Genomic DNA, 20,296 nt, shown 5'->3' on the forward strand with positions numbered 1-20,296 from the left:
CTCGACCGGACCCGCTGAAGAGCCCGCGCCATGAGCCTCGTCGAACCCGTCGCGACCCGTCCCACCCTGCAGATGCAGCGCCATTTCGATGCGCCGCGGGCGCTGGTGTGGCGGGCCTGGACCAACCCCGAGGTCATGGTGCTGTGGCTGGGTCCGGTCGAATGGCCGGCGGTCAGCGCCAGCCAAGACCTGCGGGTCGGCGGAGAGTGGCGCGCCTGTCTGCGCTCGCCGGACACCGGTCAGGATCTGTGGCAGGGCGGCGTCTATCGCGAGATCGTGCCGCAGGAGCGGCTGGTCTTCACCTTCAAATGGGACGAGTCGCACGAGGACGGCCCGCCGGCCGACACCCTGGTCACCGTCCAGTTCGCCGACGCGCCCGACGGCGGCACCCTGATGGATTTCACCCACGAGGGCCTGAAGTCCGAACAGAGCCTGACCGGCCACAAACACGGCTGGACCAGCACCTTCGAGCGGCTGGAAGCCTTCCTCGCCGCCGGCGGCGCGGATCAGTAAGGGCGCGTCCGGCGCCTCGCGTTCGATTTCAATCGGCTCAAGGAGCAACGACCATGAAGATCGTGACCAGCCTCAGCTTCCCCGGAAACTGCCGGGAAGCGTTCGAATTCTATGCCGGCGTGCTCGGCGGCGAGATCACCGCCGCCTATCCCTACGGCGAGGGCCCGCCGGAGATGCCGGTCCCGCCGCAGATCAAAGACTGGCTGATGCACTGCTGGCTGCAGGTCGGCGATCAGGCCCTGATGGGGTCCGACATGCACCCCGACTACACCTCCGACATGAACAAGCCGAAGGACGGCTTCGATGTCACCCTGCATTTCGACAGCGTCGACAAAGCGCGGCGGATCTACGACGCGCTGGCGGAGGGCGGGTCCGCGGGCATGCCCTTCGGCGAGACCTTCTGGTCGCCCGGCTTCGGCATGCTGAAGGACCGGTTCGGCGTCCCGTGGATGATCAACGTCATGCCGTCCGCCGACTGGAGGCCGGGCGCGTGAAGGCCTCCCCCATGGTCTGGACCGGACGGGTGCTGAGCGGGCTGTTCGTCGTCTTCATGCTCGCGGCCTCCATCGCCCCGAAATTCCTGATGGCCGACATGGTCGCCGAGCAGAACATGACCCCGCTCGGCTGGCCGTCGAAATACCTGCTGCTCATCGCGGCGATCGAGCTGGCTTGCGTCGTTCTCTACGTCATCCCGCGCACCAGCCTGCTTGGAGCGGTGCTGATGACGGGGCTGCTGGGCGGGGCCATCGCCACCAATCTACGGGTGGAGAACCCGCTGTTCAGCCACACCCTGTTCGGCGTCTACCTCGGCCTGTTCATGTGGGGCGGCCTCTGGCTGCGGGATCACTCGCTCCGAGCCGTCTTCCCGATCCGCAGGAGCTCCGCCGCTCCGGTTTCCGGATCCTGAGGTCCGTCATGCGAAAGATCAGAACCGCCACCTTCGTCTCGCTGGACGGCGTCATGCAGGCGCCCGGCGGGCCCACCGAGGATCCGCGCGGCGGCTTCCGTCACGGCGGCTGGGTCTTCCCCTTCTTCGACGAGGCGCTCGGCGGGCTGATGGACCGGGCCATGGGGGATGACTACGACCTGCTGCTGGGCCGCTGCACCTATGAGATCTTCTCCGCCTTCTGGCCCCACCAGGACGATGAGATCGGGCGCAAGTTCAACGCCGTGAACAAATATGTCGCCGCCGGCCCCGACACGCCGCTCGACTGGGCGCATAGCCATCGGTTGGAGGGCGATCTCGCGGAGGCGGTGCGCGCTCTGAAGGCGACCGAAGGCCGCGATCTGCTGATCCAGGGATCGGGCGAGGTGATCCATACCCTGCTCGCGAACGATCTGATCGACCAGCTGACCGTCCTGACCTTCCCCATCGTACTGGGGCACGGGAAGCGGCTGTTCGACGACGGGTCGCGGCCGCACGCCTGGACGCTGGTCGAAGGCCAGACCACGCCCGCCGGCGTGGTCGTCGGGACCTATCTCCGCGCCGGCGAGGTGAAGACCGGATCCTTCGCCGACGACGAACCTAGCGCGGTCGAACTGGCCCGCCGCGAGCGCTGGGCGGACAAGGCCTAGCGCGCCATCGCGGTCGGGAACGGCCGCCCCAGCGCCTCGGCCATGCCCTGCTGCGACAGCAGGAAGACCGCATCGCGCTGGTGGTAGTTGTTCGACAGCACGATCACCGTCACGTCCTCGTCCGGCTGGTGGGTGATCAGGTTGCGGAAACCCGACCAGCTGCCGGTGTGATAGATCTGGCGATCCTCGAAGGCCGGAGTCACCCGGCGGCCAAGGCTGTTGACGAACAGGCCGTAGCCCCAGTCCCGCCGCGGACGGCCGCGCTCGGGCGGCGTGTCCGCGGGCGCGTGGTCGGCGATCATCTGGGTATAGCTCTCCGGGCTCAGCAGCTTGCCGCCGTGCAGGGCCCGCTCCCAGACCAGCAGGTCGTCCAGGGTGGAATACAGGGCGCCGGCCCCGAATATGATGCTGACGTTGTGGTCCGGCTGCGGCGTCGGCCCGCCGGCGAGGTTGGCGTAGCCCATGACGACGCCGGACGCGTCGTCCTCGAAGCCCGTGTCGGCCATGCCCAACGGCGCGAAGAAGGCGTCGCGCAGATAGTCCTGCAGCGGCAGGCCGCTGGCCTTCTGGACGATGTAGCCGAGCAGATTGTAGCCGGCGTTGTCGTAGCGGACCTTCGTGCCGGGCGCGAACTGCAGGCCATACTTCGCTGAGTCCGCGGTCAATTCTTCCGGGGTCGCCGGAGTCACCCGCCGCAAGCCCCAGCCCGGCCGCGCCATCAGATCGGGAATGCCCGAGGTGTGCGAAAGCAGGTGATGCAGCCGCACCGGCGCCCAGGCGGCGGGGCACGGATCGATCCACCGGCAGACCGGATCGTCGACGGACAGCACGCCGTCGTCCTGCAGCCGCAATATGGCCGCCGCGGTGAACTGTTTGCTGACCGACGCCAGCCGGAACCGGCTGTCCAGCTCGAGCGGCTTGCCGAGGCTGCGGTCGGCGTAGCCATAGACCTGCCGGAAAAGGATCTGGTCTCCTCGGGCCACCAAGACCCCGCCGGTGAAGGCGCCGGAGCCGCCCCAGCGGTCGAGCTGTTCGGTCAGCGCCGGCAGATCCTGAACTACGACCAGCGGCGGCCGTGGCGGCGGCGGCTCGGCGGCGGCGGCTTCCGGAAGGGGCCGGACCGTAAACCAGGCCACCAGCCCGGCGACGAGGATGAACAGGGCCGCCAGGAACGCGATCGCCAGGCGGGGGTGCCCGCCGGAGTGTCTCGGAACGTGGAACACAGGCCTAGACGTCGTAATCCAGCCCGAACTGGGCGTAGAGGGCGCGGCTGTCCTGCCATTTCGGGTCGACCTTGACCGTCAGGAACAGGTGCACCGGCCGGTCGAGCAGCTCGATCAGCTCCTCGCGCGACTTCTGGCCGATCCATTTCAGGGTCTGGCCGCCCTTGCCCAGCACGATGGGCCGTTGGCTTTCGCGCTCGACATAGATGGTCTGTTCGATTCGGGCCGAGCCGTCAGCCTTGTCCTCAAACGAGGTGGTCTCGACCGCTGCCGAATAGGGCAGTTCTTCGTGGACGCGCAGATAGACCTTCTCGCGCGTGATCTCGGCGGCCAGCACGCGCATCGGCACGTCGGCGGACTGGTCTTCCGGATAGAGCCACGGCCCTTCGGGCATCGAGCGGGCGAGGCGCTGTTTCAGGTCGTCAACGCCGTCGCCGCTGAGGGCCGAGATCATGTAGACCTCGGAATAGACGCCGGTTTCGAACATCGCGTGCGACAGGGCCAGCAGGGTGTCGCGGCGCATGCCGTCGATCTTGTTCAGCGCCAGGATAACCTGTTTCCCGGCCGCCTTGAGCGCCGCGATGATGGTCTCGGTGTCCTCGGCGGAGCGGCGGTCGGCGGCCTGCCCTTCCTTGCCTTCGGCGGCGATGTGCGAGGCCGCGTCGATCAGGTGCACGACGACATCCGCATCGTCGGCGCCGCCCCAGGCCGAGGCGACCATGGCCCGGTCCAGCCGGCGGCGTGGCGTGAATATCCCCGGCGTGTCGACCAGCACGATCTGGGCGTCGCCTTCCATGGCGATGCCGCGCACGGGGAAGCGGGTGGTCTGGACCTTCTGGGTGACGATCGAGACCTTGGTCCCGGTCAGGCGATTGACCAGCGTGGACTTGCCCGCATTGGGCGCGCCGATGATGGCGGCGAAGCCGGCTCGCTGGTTTTGGGGTTCGGTCAAATCACGCCTTCACGCTGCAGCAGGCCGATGGCGGCCGCCTTCTCCGCGTCCTGACGCGAACGGCCCTGTGCGGTCAAGGGCGGATATCCGGCTACGCTGGCCTCGACAGTGAATGTGGGGGCGTGATCCGATCCCGTGCGCTCGACGATGCGATAGGCCGGAAGCGGCTTCCCCTGCCCGAGGGCCCACTCCTGAAGCGCCGATTTCGGATTGGTCAGCGACTTGCGCGGCGGGGCCGCCAGTTCGTCGGCCCAGATGCGCTCGAACACGCTTCGGGCCGCGTCCATGCCGCCGTCCAGCCACAGGGCGGCGAGGATGGCCTCCATCGCGTCGCCCAAGGCCCCCTCGCGGCGGCGGCCGCCCTGTTTGGCCTCGCCGGGCGACAGCCGCATGGCGTCGCCCACGCCGAGGGCCTCGGCCACGCGGGCGCAGGTGGTCTTGTCAACGAGGGCATGCAGGCGGGACGACATCTCGCCCTCGTCGGCCTGCGGCAGATCCCGCATCAGCCGGTCGGCGACCAGAAGTCCCAGCACCCGGTCGCCGAGGAACTCCATCCGCTGATTGTCGAGGAATGGCCGGCCGCGGGCGTCGCGGTCGGCGCCCTCCCCCACGCTGGCGTGCGTCAGGGCCTGATCCAGCAGCGACGGGTCGCGGAAGTCATGGCCGAGCTTGCGCGCCAGCGCCGCGACCGCCTCGGCCCGCCGATCGCCCATCAGTGAAGGACGTTGAAGAACCGGCTCGGACGCACCTTCGAGAACCAGCTCACCGGGTTCCACAGCGAGGCGCCGGGCGACCATGAGAACAGGATGATCTGGGCCTTGCCGATCAGGTTCTCGGCCGGGACCAGACCGACGCCGGTCGACTCGTCGAAACGGCTGTCGACCGAGTTGTCGCGGTTGTCGCCCATCATGAAATAGTGGCCTTCGGGGACCATGAACTCCGGGGTGTCGTCGGCCTGATTGCCGGGTCCGAAGTCCTGCACGGTGAAGGTCTTGCCTTCCGGCAGGGTCTCGCGCGCCTTGATGACGGGCATGCCGTACATGTTGGTCACATCCTCGCCGCTGATCACCGCGTCGGGCACCGGCTGACCGTTGATGTGCAGGACGTTGTTGATCATCTGCACGCGGTCGCCGGGCAGGCCGATCAGGCGCTTGATGTAGTCCGTCTTGTCGTCACGCGGCAGCTTGAACACCACGATGTCGCCGCGCTTCGGCGCCTGGGCGAAGATGCGGCCCTCGAACAGCGGCGGGCTGAACGGGATGGCGTGCTTCGAATAGCCGTAGCTCCACTTCGAAACGACGATGTAGTCGCCCTCGTAGAGGTTGGGCTCCATCGAGGCCGACGGAATGGTGAAGGGCTGGAACAGCAGGACCCGCAGCACGAAGGCGATCAGCAGGGCGAAGAAGATGGTCTTGATGATCTCGAAGGTTTCGTTGCCGCCGCCGGACTTGCCCTTGCGGCGTCCGCCCTTCTTGCCCCGGGCGTAGACGGGCGTGTGGTCGACGTCCTCGAACGGCGCATCGCCCGAGTCGCTCCAGACCGGCGGCCTGGTCGAGGCCGCAGCAGCCGCGCCCGCGGCGCCGGCGGCCACCGTCGCCTCGGCGGGAGTCACGTGGTGGTCGTGGACGTGATCGTCGTGACCATGGCCGGCATGCTCGGCGGCGTGGGCGTCGGCGACGGGATGGGCGTCGTGCGCATGCCCGTCGTGGCCGTGATCGTCTGCGGTGGCGTGATCGTCGTGGCCGTGGGGCTCGGCATGGACAGGCTCGTGCGCCTCATGACCGTGAGCCTCGTGGCCATGGTGGTCGTGGCCATGGTTGTCGTGGCTGGGCGCGGGCGCTGCCGGAGCGGCATCGGGATGGGCCTCGGGGCCATGGCCGGCGTCGTGGCCATGCTCGTCGTGCGGCTTGTTCTCGTCGCTCATCTGAACCCAGTCCCCCAGCCGCTGTCCGCGGTCTTTCAGCGGCAAAAGCGGTATAACGTGATTAAGCCATCGGCAAGGCTTCGATCACCACGAAGGCGAGTGCATAGGGGTGCTCGTCGCTCAGCGTCAGGTGTATCCGGGCTTCGTGACCGGGCGGTGTCAGCCGCGCCAGATGTTCGGCGGCGTGGCCGGTCAGCTTCATCGTCGGCTGGCCCGAAGGCAGGTTCGCCACCCCCATGTCGCGCCAGTAGACATCCGCCCGCATGCCGGTGCCCAGAGCCTTGGCGCAGGCCTCCTTGGCCGCGAACCGCTTGGCGTAGCTCCAGGCCGGCTCCGGCTTGCGGTCCGACCGCGCCCGTTCCAGCTCGGTGAAGCAGCGCATCTTGAACCGGTCGCCGAACCGGTCGAGCGAGTCCTGGATGCGCCGGATGTCCGACAGGTCCGCGCCGACGCCGATGATCATGCCGCCGCGTCCATGGCCGCCCGCATCCGGTGGATGGCGGCCGTCAGGCCAACGAACACGGCCTCGCCGATCAGGAAATGGCCGATGTTGAGCTCCCGCACCTCCGGGATGGCCAGCATGTCGGCGGCTGTGTCGTAGTCCAGCCCGTGCCCGGCGTGCACCTCCAGCCCCAGATCGACCGCCCGAGTCGCGGCGGCCTGAAGCCGGGCGAACTCCACCGCCCGCTGGTCGCCCGACAGGTGGCAGTAGCGGCCGGTGTGGAACTCCACGACCTGCGCGCCCACCGCATGGGCCGCCTCGACCTGCTCCGGCGCCGGCTCGATGAACAGCGACACGCGGATGCCGGCGGCGGCGAGCGCCTTCACGACGGGCGTGATGCGCGCCTCGTGGCCGGCCACGGCCAGCCCGCCCTCGGTGGTGACCTCCTCCCGCCGCTCCGGCACCAGACAGGCCGCGTGCGGCCGGTGGCGCAGGGCGATGGTCAGCATCTCGTCGGTAACCGCCATTTCGAGGTTCAGCGGCCGCCCGGCGACGGCGCACAGTTCGCTCAGCGCCTCGATATCGGTGTCGGTGATGTGCCGCCGGTCCTCGCGCAGGTGGGCGGTGATGCCGTCCGCTCCCGCCGCCAGCGCCTCGCGCGCCGCCCGCACCGGATCGGGATGAACCCCGCCCCGCGCGTTCCGGACCGTCGCCACATGATCGATGTTGACCCCCAGACGCACGGGCGAGACCATCGGCCCCTCTCCTATTTCGCCAGCCGCCGGCTGCCCGGGTCCTCGACCGGCAGGGCGGCCAGTTCGGACGGCAGGGCGTCGGCGGGATATGCGGGCACGTCCAGCGTCGCCAGCGCCACCAGCGGCACGCCGACGTCGGCCCGTCCCCCCGACCGGTCGACGATGCAGGCCGCGGCCAGGACGTCGCCGCCCGCCGCCTTGATCGCCGCGATGCATTCGCGCGAGCTCAGCCCCGTGGTGACGATGTCCTCGACCATGACCACCTTCTGGCCCGGCTCGACATGGAAGCCGCGGCGCAGTTTGAACTCGCCGCCCTCGCGCTCGACGTACATCGACGGCACGCCCAGCCAGCGCGCGGTCTCATAGCCCGGGATGATGCCCCCGACTGCCGGGGAGATGGCCACGTCGACCGGGCCCACGGTCGCGACGATCTTCTCCGCCAGCGCCTTGCAAAGCCGGGCGCAGCGCGCCGCGTCCATGAACACCAGGTTCTTCTGCAGGAACACCGGGCTGTGCAGGCCAGACGACAGCACGAAATGCCCCTCGCGCAGGGCCCCGGCGTCGCGGAATTCGTTGAGAACGTCTTCGGAGGTCATGGCTGTTGTCATAGCGGGCGCCAGCGTAGCCGCAAGACCTAGCCCCGCGCCCGCTCGACGGTATCGACCGAGGGATTGGTGCGCAGGGCCGCCATGATCGCCGTGGCGTGCTTGGCGTCCTCGACCTCCATGTCGATGTCGACGTCGAAGAAGTCCTGCTGGCGATGACTCATGACCAGGTTCAGGATATTCCCGCCGGCCTCGCCGATGATCGTCGCGACCTGTCCCAGCACGCCGGGCGCGTTCTTGATGGTGGCGCGGATGCGGGCCGAGGCGACGGCCCCCTGCTCCGCCTGCGGCGTCCATTGCAGGTCCGACCAGACGCTGTCGTCGTCGGCGAACTCCTCCAGACGCTGGCAGTCGATGGTGTGCACCGTCAGCCCCGACTCGGGCTCGAGAATGCCGACGATGCGGTCGCCCGGCACCGGCGAGCAGCAGTGGCCGAAATGAACGCTGACGCCCGGCGTCAGCCCGCCGCCGCGCACGAACAGCCGGCCCTGATCGTCGCCGATCCGCTTGCGGTCCGGTCCCGCCTTGAGCCGGCCCTTCAGCGCCGGGAACAGGATCTCGCCGATCTTCGCCGCCGACAGCCGGCCCCGACCGAGCGCCTCATACAGGTCCTCGTCATGGGCGAAGCCCAGTTGCTCCAGCGCGGGACGCAGGGTGACGTCGCCGACCGCCTTGCCGGCCCGCGTCAGGGTCTGCTCCAGCGTCGCCCGGCCCAGCTTCTGGAATTCGCCGCGCTCCGACGTCCGGATGTGGCGACGTATGGCCGAGCGGGCCCGGCCGGTCACCGTCAGCGAGCGCCAGTCGACCGGGATTTCCCGCTTGGTGCCGCGGATGATCTCGACCACGTCGCCGTTCTGCAGCTGGGTCCGCATCGGCTTGAGCTCGCCGTTGATCTTGGCCCCCACGGCCGTGTCCCCGACCTCGGTATGGACGGCGTAGGCGAAGTCCAGCGGCATGCCCCCGCGCGGCAGGGTGATGAGCGCCCCCTTGGGCGTGAACACGAACACCTGATCCAGATACATTTCGAGCTTGGCGTGCTCGACCCAGTCCTCGCCGCCCTCGCCGTGCTCGATCACCTGGACGAGGTGGCGAAGGTTCTGCAGCGGGTCGCGCCCGCCGTCCTTCTCCATGGCCTCCTTGTCGAAGCCATAGGACTGGTTCTTGTAGGCCCAGTGCGCCGCCACGCCGTCTTCGGCGACACGGTCCATGGCGTCGGTGCGGATCTGCATCTCGATGCGCAGGCCCGACGGCCCGACCACGGTGGTGTGCAGCGAGCGATAGTTGTTCGACTTGGGCGTTGAGATGAAGTCCTTGAACCGCTCCGGCACCATCGGCCAGGCGCGGTGGATCACGCCGAGCGCGCGGTAGCAGTCGTCCTCGGCCTCGACGATGACCCGGAAGCCGTAGATGTCCGACAGCGACGAGAAACCGACCGACTTGCGCTGCAGCTTGCGCCAGATCGAATAAGGGGTCTTCTGCCGGCCGAAGACACGGGCGTGGACCCCCGCCTCCTCCAGCACCCGCTCGACCTCGCGTGAAACGCCGTCGATGGCGCGGCCATGCTCCAGCTTCAGCGCCTCCAGCCGCCGCTCGATGGCGGTGCGCGCCGTCGGGTTCAGATGCTCGAAGGCCAGCTCTTCCAGCTCGGACGCGATGGAGTGGATGCCGATCGACCGGCCCAGCGGCGCGTAGACCTCCAGCGTCTCGCGGCTGATGCGTTCGCGCTTCTCCGGCTTCACATGCTTCAGCGTCCGCATGTTGTGCAGACGGTCCGCCAGCTTCACGAGCAGGACGCGCACATCCTTCGAAATGGCGAGGATGAATTTGCGCAGGTTCTCGGCCTGCCGCGTGTGCTCGGCCTGAAGCTCCAGCCGCGACAGCTTGGTCACGCCTTCCACGAGGTCGGCGATCTCCTCGCCGAATCGCTGGGCGATATCGTCGCGCGTCGCCGAGGTATCCTCGACCACGTCGTGCAGCAGGGCGGTGACGATGGTCGCCGTATCCAGCCGGTAGTCGGTCAGAATGCCGGCGACCTGGATCGGATGGGCGAAATAGGGATCGCCCGAGGCCCGCAGCTGCGAGCCGTGCATCTTCATCGCATAGACGTAGGCGCGGTTCAGCAGCGCCTCGTCGGCGGTCGGATCATAGGCGCGGACCGCCTCGACGAGTTCGAATTGCCGCAGCACCCGGGCCTTTGGCTCGGGAGTTTCGACCGGAGGACGATCGCCCTCCGGTTCATTGAGATTGGCAGCTTTCAGAGGCGGCGCGGGCGGCGAGGTCCGCGCCGGCAGGATGGTGATACCGTTGGCGGGTTCGGCCGTCAGTACCGCTCCTCCTGCCCGCCGTCGCGGTCGCTTTGCAGCGCGCGGATCAGCTCGGCTTCAGCCATGTTCATGTGCTGCGGCTCGGCCAGCAGGGCCACGACCTCGGCCTCGTCCTCGGCTTCGGTGCGCTCGTCGACGCGCTGCAGGGTGACGATGATGTTTTCCTGCAGCTCGTCCGGGCTGACGGTGTCTTCAGCCAGTTCGCGCAGGGCCACGACCGGGTTCTTGTCGTTGTCGCGGTCGATCGTCAGCGCGGCGCCGTTGGCGATGGAGCGGGCGCGGTGACCGGCCAGCAGAACCAGACCGAAACGGTTCGGCACCTTCTCGATGCAGTCTTCGACAGTGACGCGGGCCATGAATTTCCTCGAGCGCGGGGGAGAACCGCACAAAATATAGGGTTGAGCGTCATTGTGCAACGCCGCATGGGCCGGAATGAGGCGATGACGGCCTCGACAGACCGCAACAGACGCGCCGCAGTAGCGGTCAGGTGGTCTGCGCGGCTGCCGGAGCCTCCGAAACCGGCGCGGCCGGTGCGACCGGTCCCGCCGGCGGCGCGGTCATCATCAGCACCGCGATGCCGATGCCGACCACCGGTGAGATATAGGCCCAGTAGCGCGTCGGAATGAAGAACAGCGAGCCCGCCGACTTGCGGACCACGATCCGTTGCTGCGTCGCCTCGTCGATGAAGGCCCGACCCTCGCCCTTCTCGATCTGACGGGCCAGCAGGAAGGAGCCCAGCCCCGCCAGCAGGCCAGCGACGACGAAGGCCACGGCCGCGGCGATGTCGGGATCAGTCGAGACAAGCCCTCCGACAGGTATGCCGATCAGGTAACCGACCACATAAAAAACGGCGACGAGAAAGCCCCAGCCGGACCAGACGATCATCGGATATCCCCCAAGCGTCACTGTGACGCCGCAACCAGAGATACCCGCCTTCTCGCCAATGACAACCCACCGAACCTGACAGCCGAAAGGTCTGCGGCGCTACCTCTCGGGATGTGCGTCCCGGCCGACCGTCGCTGCCTCGGCCAGAACCCCCGCTGCGCTCCCGTCGAGCGGATGGCTCCATGCCGCCGCGATCTCCGCCAGCGGCCCCATGACGAACCTCCGCTGAGCCGCCCTCGGGTGCGGCAGGATCAGGCCATCCAGATCGCCGCTCATCCGGCCATACGCGATCAGGTCAAGATCGAGTGTGCGAGGCGCGTTCGGCGCACCCCGCCGCCGTCCGAATGCCTCCTCGATCCGCCCGAGCGCCGCCATCAGATCGTGCGGATCATGAGCGGTGCGCACGATCACCACGCCATTCAAGAATGGCGGATCGTCCGGATCGGGCCAAGCCGCCGAACGCCACCACGACGACCGCATGACGACGTCGATCCCCTCGGAGCGGAATCGGGCGAGGGCCGCCTCCAGCGCTTCTCGGCAATCGCGCCACGCCCCCTTGTCATTGCATCCGAGCGCGACGATGACGGCGTCGTCCAGATCAACGGGCCCGTCCATTTCGACGGAGACCGGGACGTCCATATTCTCGGAACCGATTTCCATGACGCCTTATCCGACCGAGCGCATCGCCCTGTTCATCGACGGGGCCAATCTCTATTCCGCCGCCAAGGCGCTGAACGCCGACCTCGATTTCCGCAAGCTGGTCGAGATGTACCGGGCCCAGGCGGTGCTGGTTCGGGCGTATTATTACACGGCGGTGATCGAGGGCGAAGAGTTCTCGCCGATCAAGCCTCTGGTCGACTGGCTCGACTACAACGGCTTCACCGTGGTGACCAAGCCGGTCAAGCGCTTCACCGACGCCCAGGGCCATTCGCGAACCAAGGGCAATATGGACATCGAGATCGCCGTCGACATGCTGGAACTGACGCCGCGGGTCGATAACATGGTCCTGTTCAGCGGCGACGGAGACTTCCGCCGGCTGGTGCAGGCGGTGCAGGCCAAGGGCGTCCGGGTCACGGTCGTCTCCACCATGAAGAGCCAGCCGCCCTACATCGCCGACGAGCTCAGGCGTCAGGCCGACGCCTTCGTCGAGCTGAACGATTTGCTGCCCGAGATCGGCAGGCCCCGAACGCCGGGCGCGACGCCGTCGGCGCGGGTGTTCGACCAGTGAGCCTGTTTCCGCCCGAGGCGCCCCGCGACTGCCCCCTCTGCCCCCGGCTGGTCGAATACCGGCTGGAGAACGCGCGCCAGAATCCCGGCTGGTGGAACGGCCCGGCGCCGTCGTTCGGCGATCCGAACGCGCGCCTGCTGGTCGCCGGCCTCGCGCCCGGCCGCACCGGCGCCAATCGGACCGGCCGCCCCTTCACCGGCGATCACGCAGGCTGGTTGCTGTACGAGACCCTGCAGAAGGCGGGCTTCGCGCGCGGCCGCTACGACCCGAACGGCGATGACGATCTGGAACTGGTCGATTGCATGATCACCAATGCGGTGCGCTGCGCCCCGCCGGGCAACAAGCCCCTGCCGGTCGAGGAGGCGACCTGCCGTCCCTTCCTGCAGGCCCGGCTCGCCGCCCTGCCCCGGCTCAAGGTCATCGTCACCCTCGGCGACGTATCGCGGCGGAATGTGCTGAAAACCCTCGGCAAGCCGGCCAGCGCCATGCCGGCGGGCCATGGGGCACAGGCGCAGGTCGGTCCCTATCTGCTGCTGAACAGCTACCACTGCTCCCGGCTGAACACGAACACCGGGCGGCTGACGGCGCAGATGTTCGAGGATATCTTCCGACGCGCCCGCGAGCTCATGGAGGCCTGATCGAACGGCCGCCTCCGCAAGCGTGAGTGTGGTTCCCGCGCAACGCGAATCAGTCGTCGTCGGAAGACACTCCCAAACCCAGGAACGGCGTCGCCGGGACCGCGTTCAGCCAGCGGGACTGGGAGATTGTCATGCAAAGCGTGCGGCGCGGGGCGTTCACCCCGGAAGAACGTAGGGCGGCTGTCTGGGCCCTGTTGATCGCGTCCCTGATCGCGGTCATGGCCCTGGCGATCCAGCAATGGACCCGGCCCTCGCTGGGACCGTGGGGCATGGATCAGGCGGCGGCCTCGATCCCCGGCGTGCTCGACGCCCAGCCGGTCTCGACCAGCCTCTAGCCCCGTTCCTTCATCAGCCGCGCCTTGTCGCGCTGCCAGTCGCGCTGGGCCGTGGCCTCGCGCTTGTCGTGAAGCTTCTTGCCCTTGGCGAGCGCGATCTCGAGCTTCGCCTTGCCGGCTTCGTTCAGATACAGCTTCACCGGGATGATGGTCTGTCCGTCGCGCTGAACGGCGCCGATCATCTTGTCGATCTGCTTGCGGTGCAGCAGCAGCTTCCGCGGCCGGCGCGGTTCGTGGTTGAAGCGGTTGGCCTGTTTGTAGGGCGGGATGTCGGCGTTGATCAGCACGATCTCGCGCCCCTCGACCGCCGCATAGCTCTCGGCGATGTTGGCCCGGCCGTCGCGCAGCGCCTTGATCTCGGTGCCCAGCAGCTGGATCCCGGCCTCGGTGTAGTCCTCGAGGAAATAGTCGAACTTCGCCCGGCGGTTCTCGGCGATCAGCTTGGTCTTGGGTTTCTCGGCGGCCATTCCCGCCCTCCTACACGCTCGTTCGGCCCTCGCGAAGGCGCCGATGGCCCATGCGGCCTTTTCTAAAGTCCGGCGTCGGCCATGGCCCGGTCGATGGCCGGTTTGACCCCGTCGCCCGTCGGGGCCAGCGGCAGCCGCACCTCCTCGGTGCACAGGCCCAGCCGCGCCAGGGCGTATTTCGTCGGCGAGGGCGAGTTGTCGAGGAACAGACCCTTGTGCAGGCCGATCAGCCGGTCCTGCCACTGCCGGGCCGTGGCGTAGTCTCCCGCCGCCGCCGCCTCGTGCAGAGCCACCATGGCCTCCGGCGCCACGTTGGAGGTCACCGAGATGACCCCCACGCCGCCATGGGCGTGGTAGCCGAGGTAGCTTGGGTCGTCGCCCGAAATCAGGTCGAACTGCTGGTCGAGGATATGGGCACGCATCCAGCTGACCCGGGCCAGATCGCCGGTCGCATCCTTGATGCCGACGATGTTCGGGTGCGAGGCCAACCGCGCCACCGTCTCATTGGCCAGATCCACGCCCGTCCTGCCCGGCACGTTGTAAAGCAGCACCGGCAGCTGCACCGCCTCGGCGATTGCCTCGAAATGCGCCGCCATCCCCGCCTGCGAGGGCCGGTTGTAATAGGGGGTCACCACCAGCGCCCCGTCGGCGCCCACCGTCTTGGCGAATCGCACCAGCTCGATCGACTTGTCCGTGGCCGACGACCCCGCCCCGGCGATCACCCGCGTCCGCCCGGCAGCCACCTCGACACACAGCTCGACGACCCGCTTGTGCTCGTCCAGATGCAGCGAAGCGCTCTCGCCCGTGGTCCCCATCGGCACGACGCCATGAACCCCGGCCGCGATCTGGCGTTCCAGCAGCGTCCTGAAGGCGGGTTCGTCCACCTTTCCGTCACGAAGTGGTGTGATCAGGGCGGTGATCACGCCCTTGAACAAAGGGGCGGTCATTGAAACGATGGTCCTGCGTGGGAATGGGCGATGCGCCCTGAGACGAAGCGTGGGAGCGTAGGTTGCCGGCGACGCCGCCGCAACCGTCATGGAATGGGGATCGGACACGGTATGATCGCAACCAGTCTCGCGGCCGCTCTGGCTCTTCTCGCCCCCGCGCCCGAATCGCTGGTCCCGCAGGAGACGCCATACGCCGCCGTCGCGCCGCAAGGCACGCAGGCGCGGCTGCTCAACGATCAGGACACCGCCCTCTTCCGTCAGGGTCTGGCCCAGGCCCGCGCCCGCGACGTCGTCGGGGCGCGTTCGACCGCGGCGCAGATCGGCGATCCGGCCGCCCGCAAGCTGGTCGAATGGGCGCTGCTCGACACCTCCGCCGGCCAGATGCCGTTCAGCGATCTGGCCGGCGCCCAGACCGCTTTCGCCGGCTGGCCCCGCGCCGAAGGCCGTCGCGCCGCCGCCGAGCGCGCCCTCGACCTCGCCTACGCCGGCCCGGACGCCGCGCTCGCCCTGTTCGCCCAGACGCCGCCGACCACGGTTCAGGGCGCCATCGCCCTCGCCGACGCTCTGGATCAGCGCGGTCGCCGCGACGAGGCGCAGCGGCTGATCGTCGAATGGTGGCGCACCCGCTCGTTCGACGAGCCGGTCCAGACGCGCATCCTGACCCGCTGGGGCGGCTGGCTGACCCAGGCCGACCACGAGGCGCGCCTCAACATGTTGCTCCTGGGCCCGCACGGCCCCGCGACCCGCGCCATAGCCAACATGGTCTCGCCCGAGCGCCGCGCGGTGGCGGAGGCGGCGATGGCGCTGCGCACCGCCTACAGCCCGGATGCGGTCGTCGCCGGTCTCAGCTCGTCGCAGGCCATGGACCCGGCCGTGGTGCTGGAGCGTGTGCGCATCCTGCGCTCGCAGAGCCGCCAGTCGGAAGGCTTCGCCCTCCTCCGCGCCCTTCCCGCCGCGCCGTCTCACACCGAGGGCCAGAACACCCTGTGGAGCGAGCGCCGGAACTACTTCCTCGACGCCCTGCAGGTGCGCAACTGGCAGGCCGCCTACGACGCCATGGCCGGGCACGGCTTCCCCTCGGGCGAACGCAAGGTCGACGCAGAGTTCTTCGCCGGCTGGGTCGCCCTGACCAAGCTGAACGACCCCGCCCGCGCCGCGACCCATTTCGAGACCCTGCGCCAGGCCTCCTCGACCCCGATCACCCAGGGACGCGCCCTCTACTGGCTCGGGCGCGCGGCGGAGGCGCAGGGCAACACGCCGGCGGCGGTGGAATTCTATCGCGGCGGCGCCCGCCACATCCAGACCTTCTACGGCCAGCTCGCGGCCGAGAAGGCCGGCATGAACACCCTCACCCTGCCCGGCGATCCGGATCCCACGCCCGGCGAACGGTCGGCCTTCGAGGCCAATGAGGTGGTCCGCGCCCTCCGCATCCTCGGCGAGACGGGCGAGACCAGCCTGTTCCGGGTCTTCGCCTACCAGCTGGACGACGACGTGCCCGGTGCGCCCGAGCTGGCCCAGTTGATGGACCTGTCGCGCGCCTATGGCGAAGGCTTCACCGCCATGATGGTCGGCCGCGCGGCCAGCCAGCGTGGCTTCCTGATGCCCGAGCGCCAGTACCCGATCCGCATCCCGCCGCAGGTCGCCGGCGCCGCGCCGCTCGAGTTCACCCTCGCCATCACCCGGCAGGAATCCAGCTTCGACCCGCGCGCGCGCTCCGGCGCCGACGCGCGCGGCATGATGCAGTTCATCCCGGCGACCGGCTCGTCCGTCGCGCGCCAACTGGGCATGCCGTTCTCGGCCGATCGGCTGTGGGATCCCGACTACAACATGACGCTGGGCAGCTTCCATCTCGGCGATCTGATGAACCGCTTCGGCGGCTCGATGCTGCTGACGACGGTCGCCTACAATGCGGGCCCCGCCCGTCCGCCGCAGTGGACCGCCCGGTGCGGCGACCCGCGGGGCGCCACGGTCGACCCCGTCGACTTCATCGAATGCGCACCCTTCACCGAGACCCGCAACTACATGATGCGGGTCATGGAGAATATGCAGGTCTACAAGGCGCGGCTGAACGGCGGTTCGGCGCCTCTGACCCTGTCCAGCGACCTCCGTCGCGGCGCACCGGCGGGACCGCAGCCCTATGCGCCGGGCGGCTCGGTCGTCGATCCGTCGGGCGGAGAGTGACGGCGACCGGCTGACAGCAGCGGTCCGTCCGGTCCGTCGATCCACTGTGCCGAGAGGCCGAAGACGCGCTGCAGGATCTCGGGCGTCAGGGCCTGAGGCGGCGCGGCATCCGCCGCGACCCGGCCATGCTCCATCACCAAGACCCGATGGGCGAACCTCGCGGCCAAGGGCAGGTCGTGCAGGCTGGCCAGCACCGCCTGCCCCGCGTCGGCCCGCGCTCTCAATCGCTCCAGCACCATCAACTGGGCGTCCGGATCCAGCCCGGCGATGGGCTCATCCACGAGCAACGCCTGTGCGTTCGTTGCGAAGGCCCGTGCGAGCAGCACCCGCGCGCGCTCGCCGCCGGACATCTCGGCAACGCCGCGGTCCGCGAGGTGCGCCGCTTCGATCTCGGCCAAGGCCTTGAGCGCCCTCTCATGGGCGGCCTCGACAGCAAGGAAGGGTGCGCCAAGGGCCGCGACCTCGATCGCCGGCAGGTTCCAGGCGATGCGGCGCTCCTGCGGCAGGTAGGCGACCCGTTCCGCCCTCTCACGAGGCGACAGGGTGCGGATGTCGTCCCCCTTCAGGCGGACGATCCCACCGGTGACCGGCAGCAGACCGGCGAAGGCCCGGATGAGGCTCGACTTGCCCGCGCCGTTGGGCCCGACAACAGCGACGAACTCGCCGGTCTCGACCAGCACATCCGTGGCATCGAGAACGAGCCGTCCCCCCAGCCTCGACTCGGCGTCCCACATGGTCAGAAACGGCGTCACAGCCGCCACTCCCGCGCCGCGCGCCAGGCGATCAGGGCGAACAGGGGCGCGCCGACGAGTGCGGTGAAGACGCCCAGCTTGAGCTCCTGATCGGTCGGCGTCATTCGCGCCAGCAGGTCGGCGAGCACGAGCATCAGTCCGCCCGCGAGCGCCGACGGCAGCAGAAGCCGCCCGGGATCGCCGCGTACCGCCGTCCTGACGAGATGCGGAGCCGCCAGACCGACGAAGCCGATCACGCCCGCCACAGCCACTGCGGCGCCGGTCGCCAGCGCCGCCGCCAGCAGGGCCATCAGCCGGAGCCGAGCCATGGGAAGGCCGGAGGTCCGCGCCGTCTCCTCGCCGAGGCTCAGCATCCGCAGACCGGGCGCGGCGAACGCGGAGAGCGCGGCCGACGCCAACACCGCGGGAGAGACCCAGGCGACGTCGATCCAGCTGCGGTTCTCGACCGACCCCAGCAGCCAGCCCATCACCTCGGCTGTGGCGATGGGGGACGGCGAAAGGTTGAAGATCAGGGCCGTCGCCGCGCCGGCGAAACTCGACACCGCCACCCCGAACAGGATCAGCGCCTCGGGCGACCGGACCCGCGCCGAGAACAGCACCAGCAGTCCGCCCGCGAGCCCCGCTCCAGCCAGCGCCGCCACCTCGACCGCGCCGGGCAAGGCCGCCCAGCCGAGAACAATGGCGAGAGCCGCGCCGAGCGCCGCCAGGGCCGAGACGCCCAGCACGCCGGGATCGGCCAACGGGTTCCTCAGCAAGCCCTGCATGACCGCGCCGGACAGGCCGAGCGCGGCTCCGACCATCAAGGCCGTGACCGCCCGGGGCGCGCGGACCGCCCACAGCACCTCGGCGGGCCCCGACGAAGGATCGGTGAACGCCTGCGCCAACTGGCCTGCGTCGAAGGCGCTCTCGCCAAACAGCACCGCGAGCGCCGTCGCCGCCGCAATGGCGAGCGCGAGGATGAGGATCAGCCGGCCCGCGGCGCCGCTCACCGTGTCTCTCCGAGCATCGCCGCCGCGTCCGCCGCGAACCATGCGGGACAGGTCAGACTGGCGGCGGGAAGACTGGCGGCGACATGGTTTTTCGCCGCCGCGCGCACGACCGGGTGACGTCCCGGCCCGCGCCAGTCACCGCGGATCTGATCGAAGAAGCCGAGAACGAACCGCGCGGGTGGAAACAGGGCGATGCGCTCGACGCTGACGGGGGCGAAGCCGGGTTTCGAAGCCGCGTTGGTGAAGCCCGCCGCGCGCAGGATGGCGTCCATCAGGGTGCCTCTCCCAGAGGTGAAGCCACCCGCCGTCAGATAAAGGGCGGATCGGCGCGGAACGGCTGCCGCCGGGGCCGCCTGATGCAGGCGGCGGTCCATACGAGCGAGCAGGGCCTCGCCGCGCGCGGCTCCGCCGACGGCCTCCGCCACGGACCTGACGTTTGCGCGCACGCCCTCGAACTCCGTGGCGTCGGCGATGGTGACGACCCGCGCGCCGGAGCGCTCCAGCCGCGCCAGCAGACGGGCGTCCCCGCCCCAATACCGAACGACGACATCGGGCTGGAATGCAATGGCGGCTTCGAGGGTGGGGCGGACGCGATGCCGACCCTTCGCTGCCTCGCGCATCCATGAATCGGGATCATCCGCCCGCGGAGACAGCGCGAGCTCGGCGTCCGGCGCCAAGGCCAGCGCATACTGGTCGCCGCACTGGTCAAGCGACATCACCCGGAGGGTACGGCTCTCGGTCGCGGCCGCCGGGAGGGTGGTCGTCAGTGCCAGGACAGCGCCGCATGCGACCAGCCCGCCGATAGACGCTCTCACGGCTTGAGAAGACCGGCGAACAGCCCGTCCAGAAGGGTTTCGACGAGCACGTCAGGCGCGACCCAGTCGAAATAGGGCTTGGTGATCATCAGCGACACGACGCCGTGCGCGCCCGCCCAGAGCGCCTGCGCGGTCGGCGCGGCCTCACCCCTGAGCCGCCCCGTCGCGGCGACGGCCTCGACCACCTGCTCGAACGAGCGGAACAGCTCGTGCCCGAGCTCCCGCGCCGCCGACTGGGCGCCCTCCCGCAGCTCGACCGGTCTGGTCATATAGGCAAGGCGATAGGCGTTCGGATTTGCGAAGCCGAAGGCGATATAGGCCCTCAACATTCGACGCAGCCGGACCTCCGGCTCTGCGGGTTCCGCAAGGATGGCCTGATTGGCGTCCATCAGCGCCGCGAAGGCCTGACGGCAGATCTCGTGCAGGATTTCGCCCTTCTCGGCGAAATGCATGTAGAGCGCCGTCGAGGACAGGCCGACCTCGTCGGCGATCTTGCGGATCGTGGCGCCTTCGTAGCCGTGCTCGACGAAGATACGCTCGGCCGCGGCCAGTATCTCGGCGCGACGGGCATGCCCCTCGCCCTTGGGCTTGCGTTGCGAACGCGGGTTCACGGCGGCGGTGACGGTCACGTTTGGCGAGACTCCGAACTCGTAGCCTCTGAATAGCGACAATCCCTGCCCCGCGCCAACCGCTTGCCGCCCGTGAACCGGCGCGTTAACCGTTGCCGATGGGACGGGCGGAGATCA

General features: G+C 69.1%; 25 protein-coding genes. 8 read left to right on the forward strand and 17 right to left on the reverse strand.

Annotation, left to right across the window (positions count from 1 at the left end):
- Positions 1 to 30: 30 nt before the first annotated feature.
- From GGQ87_RS13435 to GGQ87_RS13450, 4 genes are read left to right on the forward strand one after another with little or no spacing between them, the layout of a single operon-like run.
- Complete coding sequence (locus tag GGQ87_RS13435; protein ID WP_168048583.1) at positions 31 to 513, forward strand: SRPBCC family protein; 483 nt, start codon at positions 31 to 33, stop codon at positions 511 to 513.
- 53 nt (positions 514 to 566) lie between these two features.
- Positions 567 to 1,007: a VOC family protein gene (locus tag GGQ87_RS13440; RefSeq protein ID WP_168048584.1), complete on the forward strand. Its 441-nt coding sequence runs from the start codon at positions 567 to 569 to the stop codon at positions 1,005 to 1,007.
- Positions 1,004 to 1,420 (forward strand): DoxX family protein, encoded by a 417-nt coding sequence (locus GGQ87_RS13445; protein ID WP_342448368.1) that lies wholly within the window; start codon positions 1,004 to 1,006, stop codon positions 1,418 to 1,420. Before GGQ87_RS13440 ends, GGQ87_RS13445 begins: the two co-directional genes overlap by 4 nt.
- 8 nt (positions 1,421 to 1,428) lie before the next feature.
- A complete protein-coding gene (locus GGQ87_RS13450) occupies positions 1,429 to 2,088 on the forward strand; it encodes a dihydrofolate reductase family protein (RefSeq protein ID WP_168048586.1) in 660 nt (219 codons plus the stop codon).
- Here the strand turns inward: GGQ87_RS13450 and GGQ87_RS13455 are convergent.
- From GGQ87_RS13455 to folK, 11 genes are all read right to left on the reverse strand, one after another.
- Positions 2,085 to 3,311 (reverse strand): serine hydrolase, encoded by a 1,227-nt coding sequence (locus GGQ87_RS13455; RefSeq protein ID WP_168048588.1) that lies wholly within the window; start codon positions 3,309 to 3,311, stop codon positions 2,085 to 2,087. The two genes, GGQ87_RS13450 and GGQ87_RS13455, sit on opposite strands and share 4 nt — an antisense overlap.
- Positions 3,312 to 3,315: 4 nt before the next feature.
- On the reverse strand, positions 3,316 to 4,263 hold the full coding sequence (era, locus tag GGQ87_RS13460; protein ID WP_168048590.1) for a GTPase Era: 948 nt from the start codon (positions 4,261 to 4,263) through the stop codon (positions 3,316 to 3,318).
- The gene (gene rnc, locus GGQ87_RS13465; protein ID WP_168048591.1) at positions 4,260 to 4,976 is read right to left on the reverse strand and encodes a ribonuclease III; all 717 of its coding nucleotides are present in this window, start codon (positions 4,974 to 4,976) and stop codon (positions 4,260 to 4,262) included. The genes era and rnc overlap by 4 nt, the downstream gene beginning before the upstream one ends.
- Positions 4,976 to 5,854, reverse strand: coding sequence for a signal peptidase I (gene lepB / locus GGQ87_RS15490; RefSeq protein ID WP_342448390.1), 879 nt, complete (start codon positions 5,852 to 5,854; stop codon positions 4,976 to 4,978). The genes rnc and lepB overlap by 1 nt, the downstream gene beginning before the upstream one ends.
- Before the next feature lie 394 nt (positions 5,855 to 6,248).
- Positions 6,249 to 6,650 (reverse strand): holo-ACP synthase, encoded by a 402-nt coding sequence (acpS, locus tag GGQ87_RS13475; protein ID WP_168048595.1) that lies wholly within the window; start codon positions 6,648 to 6,650, stop codon positions 6,249 to 6,251.
- The gene (locus GGQ87_RS13480) at positions 6,647 to 7,384 is read right to left on the reverse strand and encodes a pyridoxine 5'-phosphate synthase (RefSeq protein WP_168048597.1); all 738 of its coding nucleotides are present in this window, start codon (positions 7,382 to 7,384) and stop codon (positions 6,647 to 6,649) included. The genes acpS and GGQ87_RS13480 overlap by 4 nt, the downstream gene beginning before the upstream one ends.
- 11 nt (positions 7,385 to 7,395) lie before the next feature.
- On the reverse strand, positions 7,396 to 7,980 hold the full coding sequence (gene pyrE / locus GGQ87_RS13485) for an orotate phosphoribosyltransferase (protein ID WP_168048599.1): 585 nt from the start codon (positions 7,978 to 7,980) through the stop codon (positions 7,396 to 7,398).
- Positions 7,981 to 8,018: 38 nt separating this feature from the next.
- Positions 8,019 to 10,085 carry a RelA/SpoT family protein gene (locus GGQ87_RS13490; protein WP_245161683.1) on the reverse strand — a complete coding sequence of 689 codons (2,067 nt, stop codon included), beginning with the start codon at positions 10,083 to 10,085 and terminating at the stop codon, positions 8,019 to 8,021.
- Positions 10,086 to 10,309: 224 nt separating this feature from the next.
- Positions 10,310 to 10,669, reverse strand: a complete 360-nt coding sequence (gene rpoZ / locus GGQ87_RS13495) for a DNA-directed RNA polymerase subunit omega (protein WP_168048603.1) — start codon at positions 10,667 to 10,669, stop codon at positions 10,310 to 10,312.
- A 127-nt stretch (positions 10,670 to 10,796) separates the two neighbouring features.
- Positions 10,797 to 11,198: a hypothetical protein gene (locus GGQ87_RS13500; protein ID WP_168048605.1), complete on the reverse strand. Its 402-nt coding sequence runs from the start codon at positions 11,196 to 11,198 to the stop codon at positions 10,797 to 10,799.
- Positions 11,199 to 11,297: 99 nt separating this feature from the next.
- The gene (folK, locus tag GGQ87_RS13505) at positions 11,298 to 11,858 is read right to left on the reverse strand and encodes a 2-amino-4-hydroxy-6-hydroxymethyldihydropteridine diphosphokinase (RefSeq protein WP_245161604.1); all 561 of its coding nucleotides are present in this window, start codon (positions 11,856 to 11,858) and stop codon (positions 11,298 to 11,300) included.
- Between folK and GGQ87_RS13510 the strand changes: the two genes are divergently transcribed.
- From GGQ87_RS13510 to GGQ87_RS13520, 3 genes are all read left to right on the forward strand, one after another.
- Entirely contained in the window at positions 11,857 to 12,426 is a 570-nt protein-coding gene (locus tag GGQ87_RS13510) for a LabA-like NYN domain-containing protein (protein ID WP_168048607.1), read from the forward strand. The genes folK and GGQ87_RS13510 overlap by 2 nt on opposite strands.
- On the forward strand, positions 12,423 to 13,064 hold the full coding sequence (locus GGQ87_RS13515) for a uracil-DNA glycosylase family protein (RefSeq protein WP_168048609.1): 642 nt from the start codon (positions 12,423 to 12,425) through the stop codon (positions 13,062 to 13,064). Before GGQ87_RS13510 ends, GGQ87_RS13515 begins: the two co-directional genes overlap by 4 nt.
- A 194-nt stretch (positions 13,065 to 13,258) precedes the next feature.
- On the forward strand, positions 13,259 to 13,399 hold the full coding sequence (locus GGQ87_RS13520; RefSeq protein WP_168048611.1) for a hypothetical protein: 141 nt from the start codon (positions 13,259 to 13,261) through the stop codon (positions 13,397 to 13,399).
- Here GGQ87_RS13520 and smpB read toward each other — a convergent pair.
- Positions 13,396 to 13,866 carry an SsrA-binding protein SmpB gene (smpB, locus tag GGQ87_RS13525; RefSeq protein ID WP_168048613.1) on the reverse strand — a complete coding sequence of 157 codons (471 nt, stop codon included), beginning with the start codon at positions 13,864 to 13,866 and terminating at the stop codon, positions 13,396 to 13,398. The genes GGQ87_RS13520 and smpB overlap by 4 nt on opposite strands.
- 62 nt (positions 13,867 to 13,928) lie before the next feature.
- The gene (gene dapA, locus GGQ87_RS13530; protein WP_168048615.1) at positions 13,929 to 14,813 is read right to left on the reverse strand and encodes a 4-hydroxy-tetrahydrodipicolinate synthase; all 885 of its coding nucleotides are present in this window, start codon (positions 14,811 to 14,813) and stop codon (positions 13,929 to 13,931) included.
- A gap of 111 nt (positions 14,814 to 14,924) precedes the next feature.
- Here dapA and GGQ87_RS13535 point away from each other — a divergent pair, with 111 nt between their 5' ends.
- On the forward strand, positions 14,925 to 16,994 hold the full coding sequence (locus tag GGQ87_RS13535; protein ID WP_245161606.1) for a lytic transglycosylase domain-containing protein: 2,070 nt from the start codon (positions 14,925 to 14,927) through the stop codon (positions 16,992 to 16,994).
- On the opposite strand, the gene GGQ87_RS13540 is transcribed toward GGQ87_RS13535, so the two are convergent.
- The 4 genes from GGQ87_RS13540 to GGQ87_RS13555 form a co-directional block, all read right to left on the reverse strand.
- Positions 16,949 to 17,746 carry an ABC transporter ATP-binding protein gene (locus GGQ87_RS13540; protein ID WP_342448369.1) on the reverse strand — a complete coding sequence of 266 codons (798 nt, stop codon included), beginning with the start codon at positions 17,744 to 17,746 and terminating at the stop codon, positions 16,949 to 16,951. The genes GGQ87_RS13535 and GGQ87_RS13540 overlap by 46 nt on opposite strands.
- On the reverse strand, positions 17,743 to 18,777 hold the full coding sequence (locus tag GGQ87_RS13545; protein WP_168048620.1) for a FecCD family ABC transporter permease: 1,035 nt from the start codon (positions 18,775 to 18,777) through the stop codon (positions 17,743 to 17,745). The genes GGQ87_RS13540 and GGQ87_RS13545 overlap by 4 nt, the downstream gene beginning before the upstream one ends.
- Positions 18,732 to 19,451: an ABC transporter substrate-binding protein gene (locus tag GGQ87_RS13550; protein ID WP_168048622.1), complete on the reverse strand. Its 720-nt coding sequence runs from the start codon at positions 19,449 to 19,451 to the stop codon at positions 18,732 to 18,734. Before GGQ87_RS13550 ends, GGQ87_RS13545 begins: the two co-directional genes overlap by 46 nt.
- A gap of 95 nt (positions 19,452 to 19,546) precedes the next feature.
- The gene (locus GGQ87_RS13555; RefSeq protein ID WP_168048624.1) at positions 19,547 to 20,179 is read right to left on the reverse strand and encodes a WHG domain-containing protein; all 633 of its coding nucleotides are present in this window, start codon (positions 20,177 to 20,179) and stop codon (positions 19,547 to 19,549) included.
- Between the last annotated feature and the right edge of the window lie 117 nt (positions 20,180 to 20,296).

The sequence above is a fragment of the Brevundimonas alba genome (assembly GCF_011927945.1).
GTDB lineage: Bacteria > Pseudomonadota > Alphaproteobacteria > Caulobacterales > Caulobacteraceae > Brevundimonas > Brevundimonas alba.

Bases quoted from the DNA above. Each gene is read 5' to 3' on its own strand.
- GGQ87_RS13545 (WP_168048620.1), bottom strand. From the start codon at position 18,777: ATGGTTCGCGGCGGACGCGGCGGCGATGCTCGGAGAGACACGGTGAGC.
- GGQ87_RS13535 (WP_245161606.1), top strand. From the start codon at position 14,925: ATGATCGCAACCAGTCTCGCGGCCGCTCTGGCTCTTCTCGCCCCCGCG.
- GGQ87_RS13450 (WP_168048586.1), top strand. From the start codon at position 1,429: ATGCGAAAGATCAGAACCGCCACCTTCGTCTCGCTGGACGGCGTCATG.
- pyrE (WP_168048599.1), bottom strand. From the start codon at position 7,980: ATGACCTCCGAAGACGTTCTCAACGAATTCCGCGACGCCGGGGCCCTG.
- folK (WP_245161604.1), bottom strand. From the start codon at position 11,858: ATGGAAATCGGTTCCGAGAATATGGACGTCCCGGTCTCCGTCGAAATG.
- acpS (WP_168048595.1), bottom strand. From the start codon at position 6,650: ATGATCATCGGCGTCGGCGCGGACCTGTCGGACATCCGGCGCATCCAG.
- GGQ87_RS13480 (WP_168048597.1), bottom strand. From the start codon at position 7,384: ATGGTCTCGCCCGTGCGTCTGGGGGTCAACATCGATCATGTGGCGACG.
- rnc (WP_168048591.1), bottom strand. From the start codon at position 4,976: ATGGGCGATCGGCGGGCCGAGGCGGTCGCGGCGCTGGCGCGCAAGCTC.
- GGQ87_RS13500 (WP_168048605.1), bottom strand. From the start codon at position 11,198: ATGATCGTCTGGTCCGGCTGGGGCTTTCTCGTCGCCGTTTTTTATGTG.
- dapA (WP_168048615.1), bottom strand. From the start codon at position 14,813: ATGACCGCCCCTTTGTTCAAGGGCGTGATCACCGCCCTGATCACACCA.
- GGQ87_RS13550 (WP_168048622.1), bottom strand. From the start codon at position 19,451: ATGTCGCTTGACCAGTGCGGCGACCAGTATGCGCTGGCCTTGGCGCCG.
- rpoZ (WP_168048603.1), bottom strand. From the start codon at position 10,669: ATGGCCCGCGTCACTGTCGAAGACTGCATCGAGAAGGTGCCGAACCGT.
- GGQ87_RS13490 (WP_245161683.1), bottom strand. From the start codon at position 10,085: ATGAAGATGCACGGCTCGCAGCTGCGGGCCTCGGGCGATCCCTATTTC.
- GGQ87_RS13435 (WP_168048583.1), top strand. From the start codon at position 31: ATGAGCCTCGTCGAACCCGTCGCGACCCGTCCCACCCTGCAGATGCAG.
- smpB (WP_168048613.1), bottom strand. From the start codon at position 13,866: ATGGCCGCCGAGAAACCCAAGACCAAGCTGATCGCCGAGAACCGCCGG.
- GGQ87_RS13510 (WP_168048607.1), top strand. From the start codon at position 11,857: ATGACGCCTTATCCGACCGAGCGCATCGCCCTGTTCATCGACGGGGCC.
- GGQ87_RS13440 (WP_168048584.1), top strand. From the start codon at position 567: ATGAAGATCGTGACCAGCCTCAGCTTCCCCGGAAACTGCCGGGAAGCG.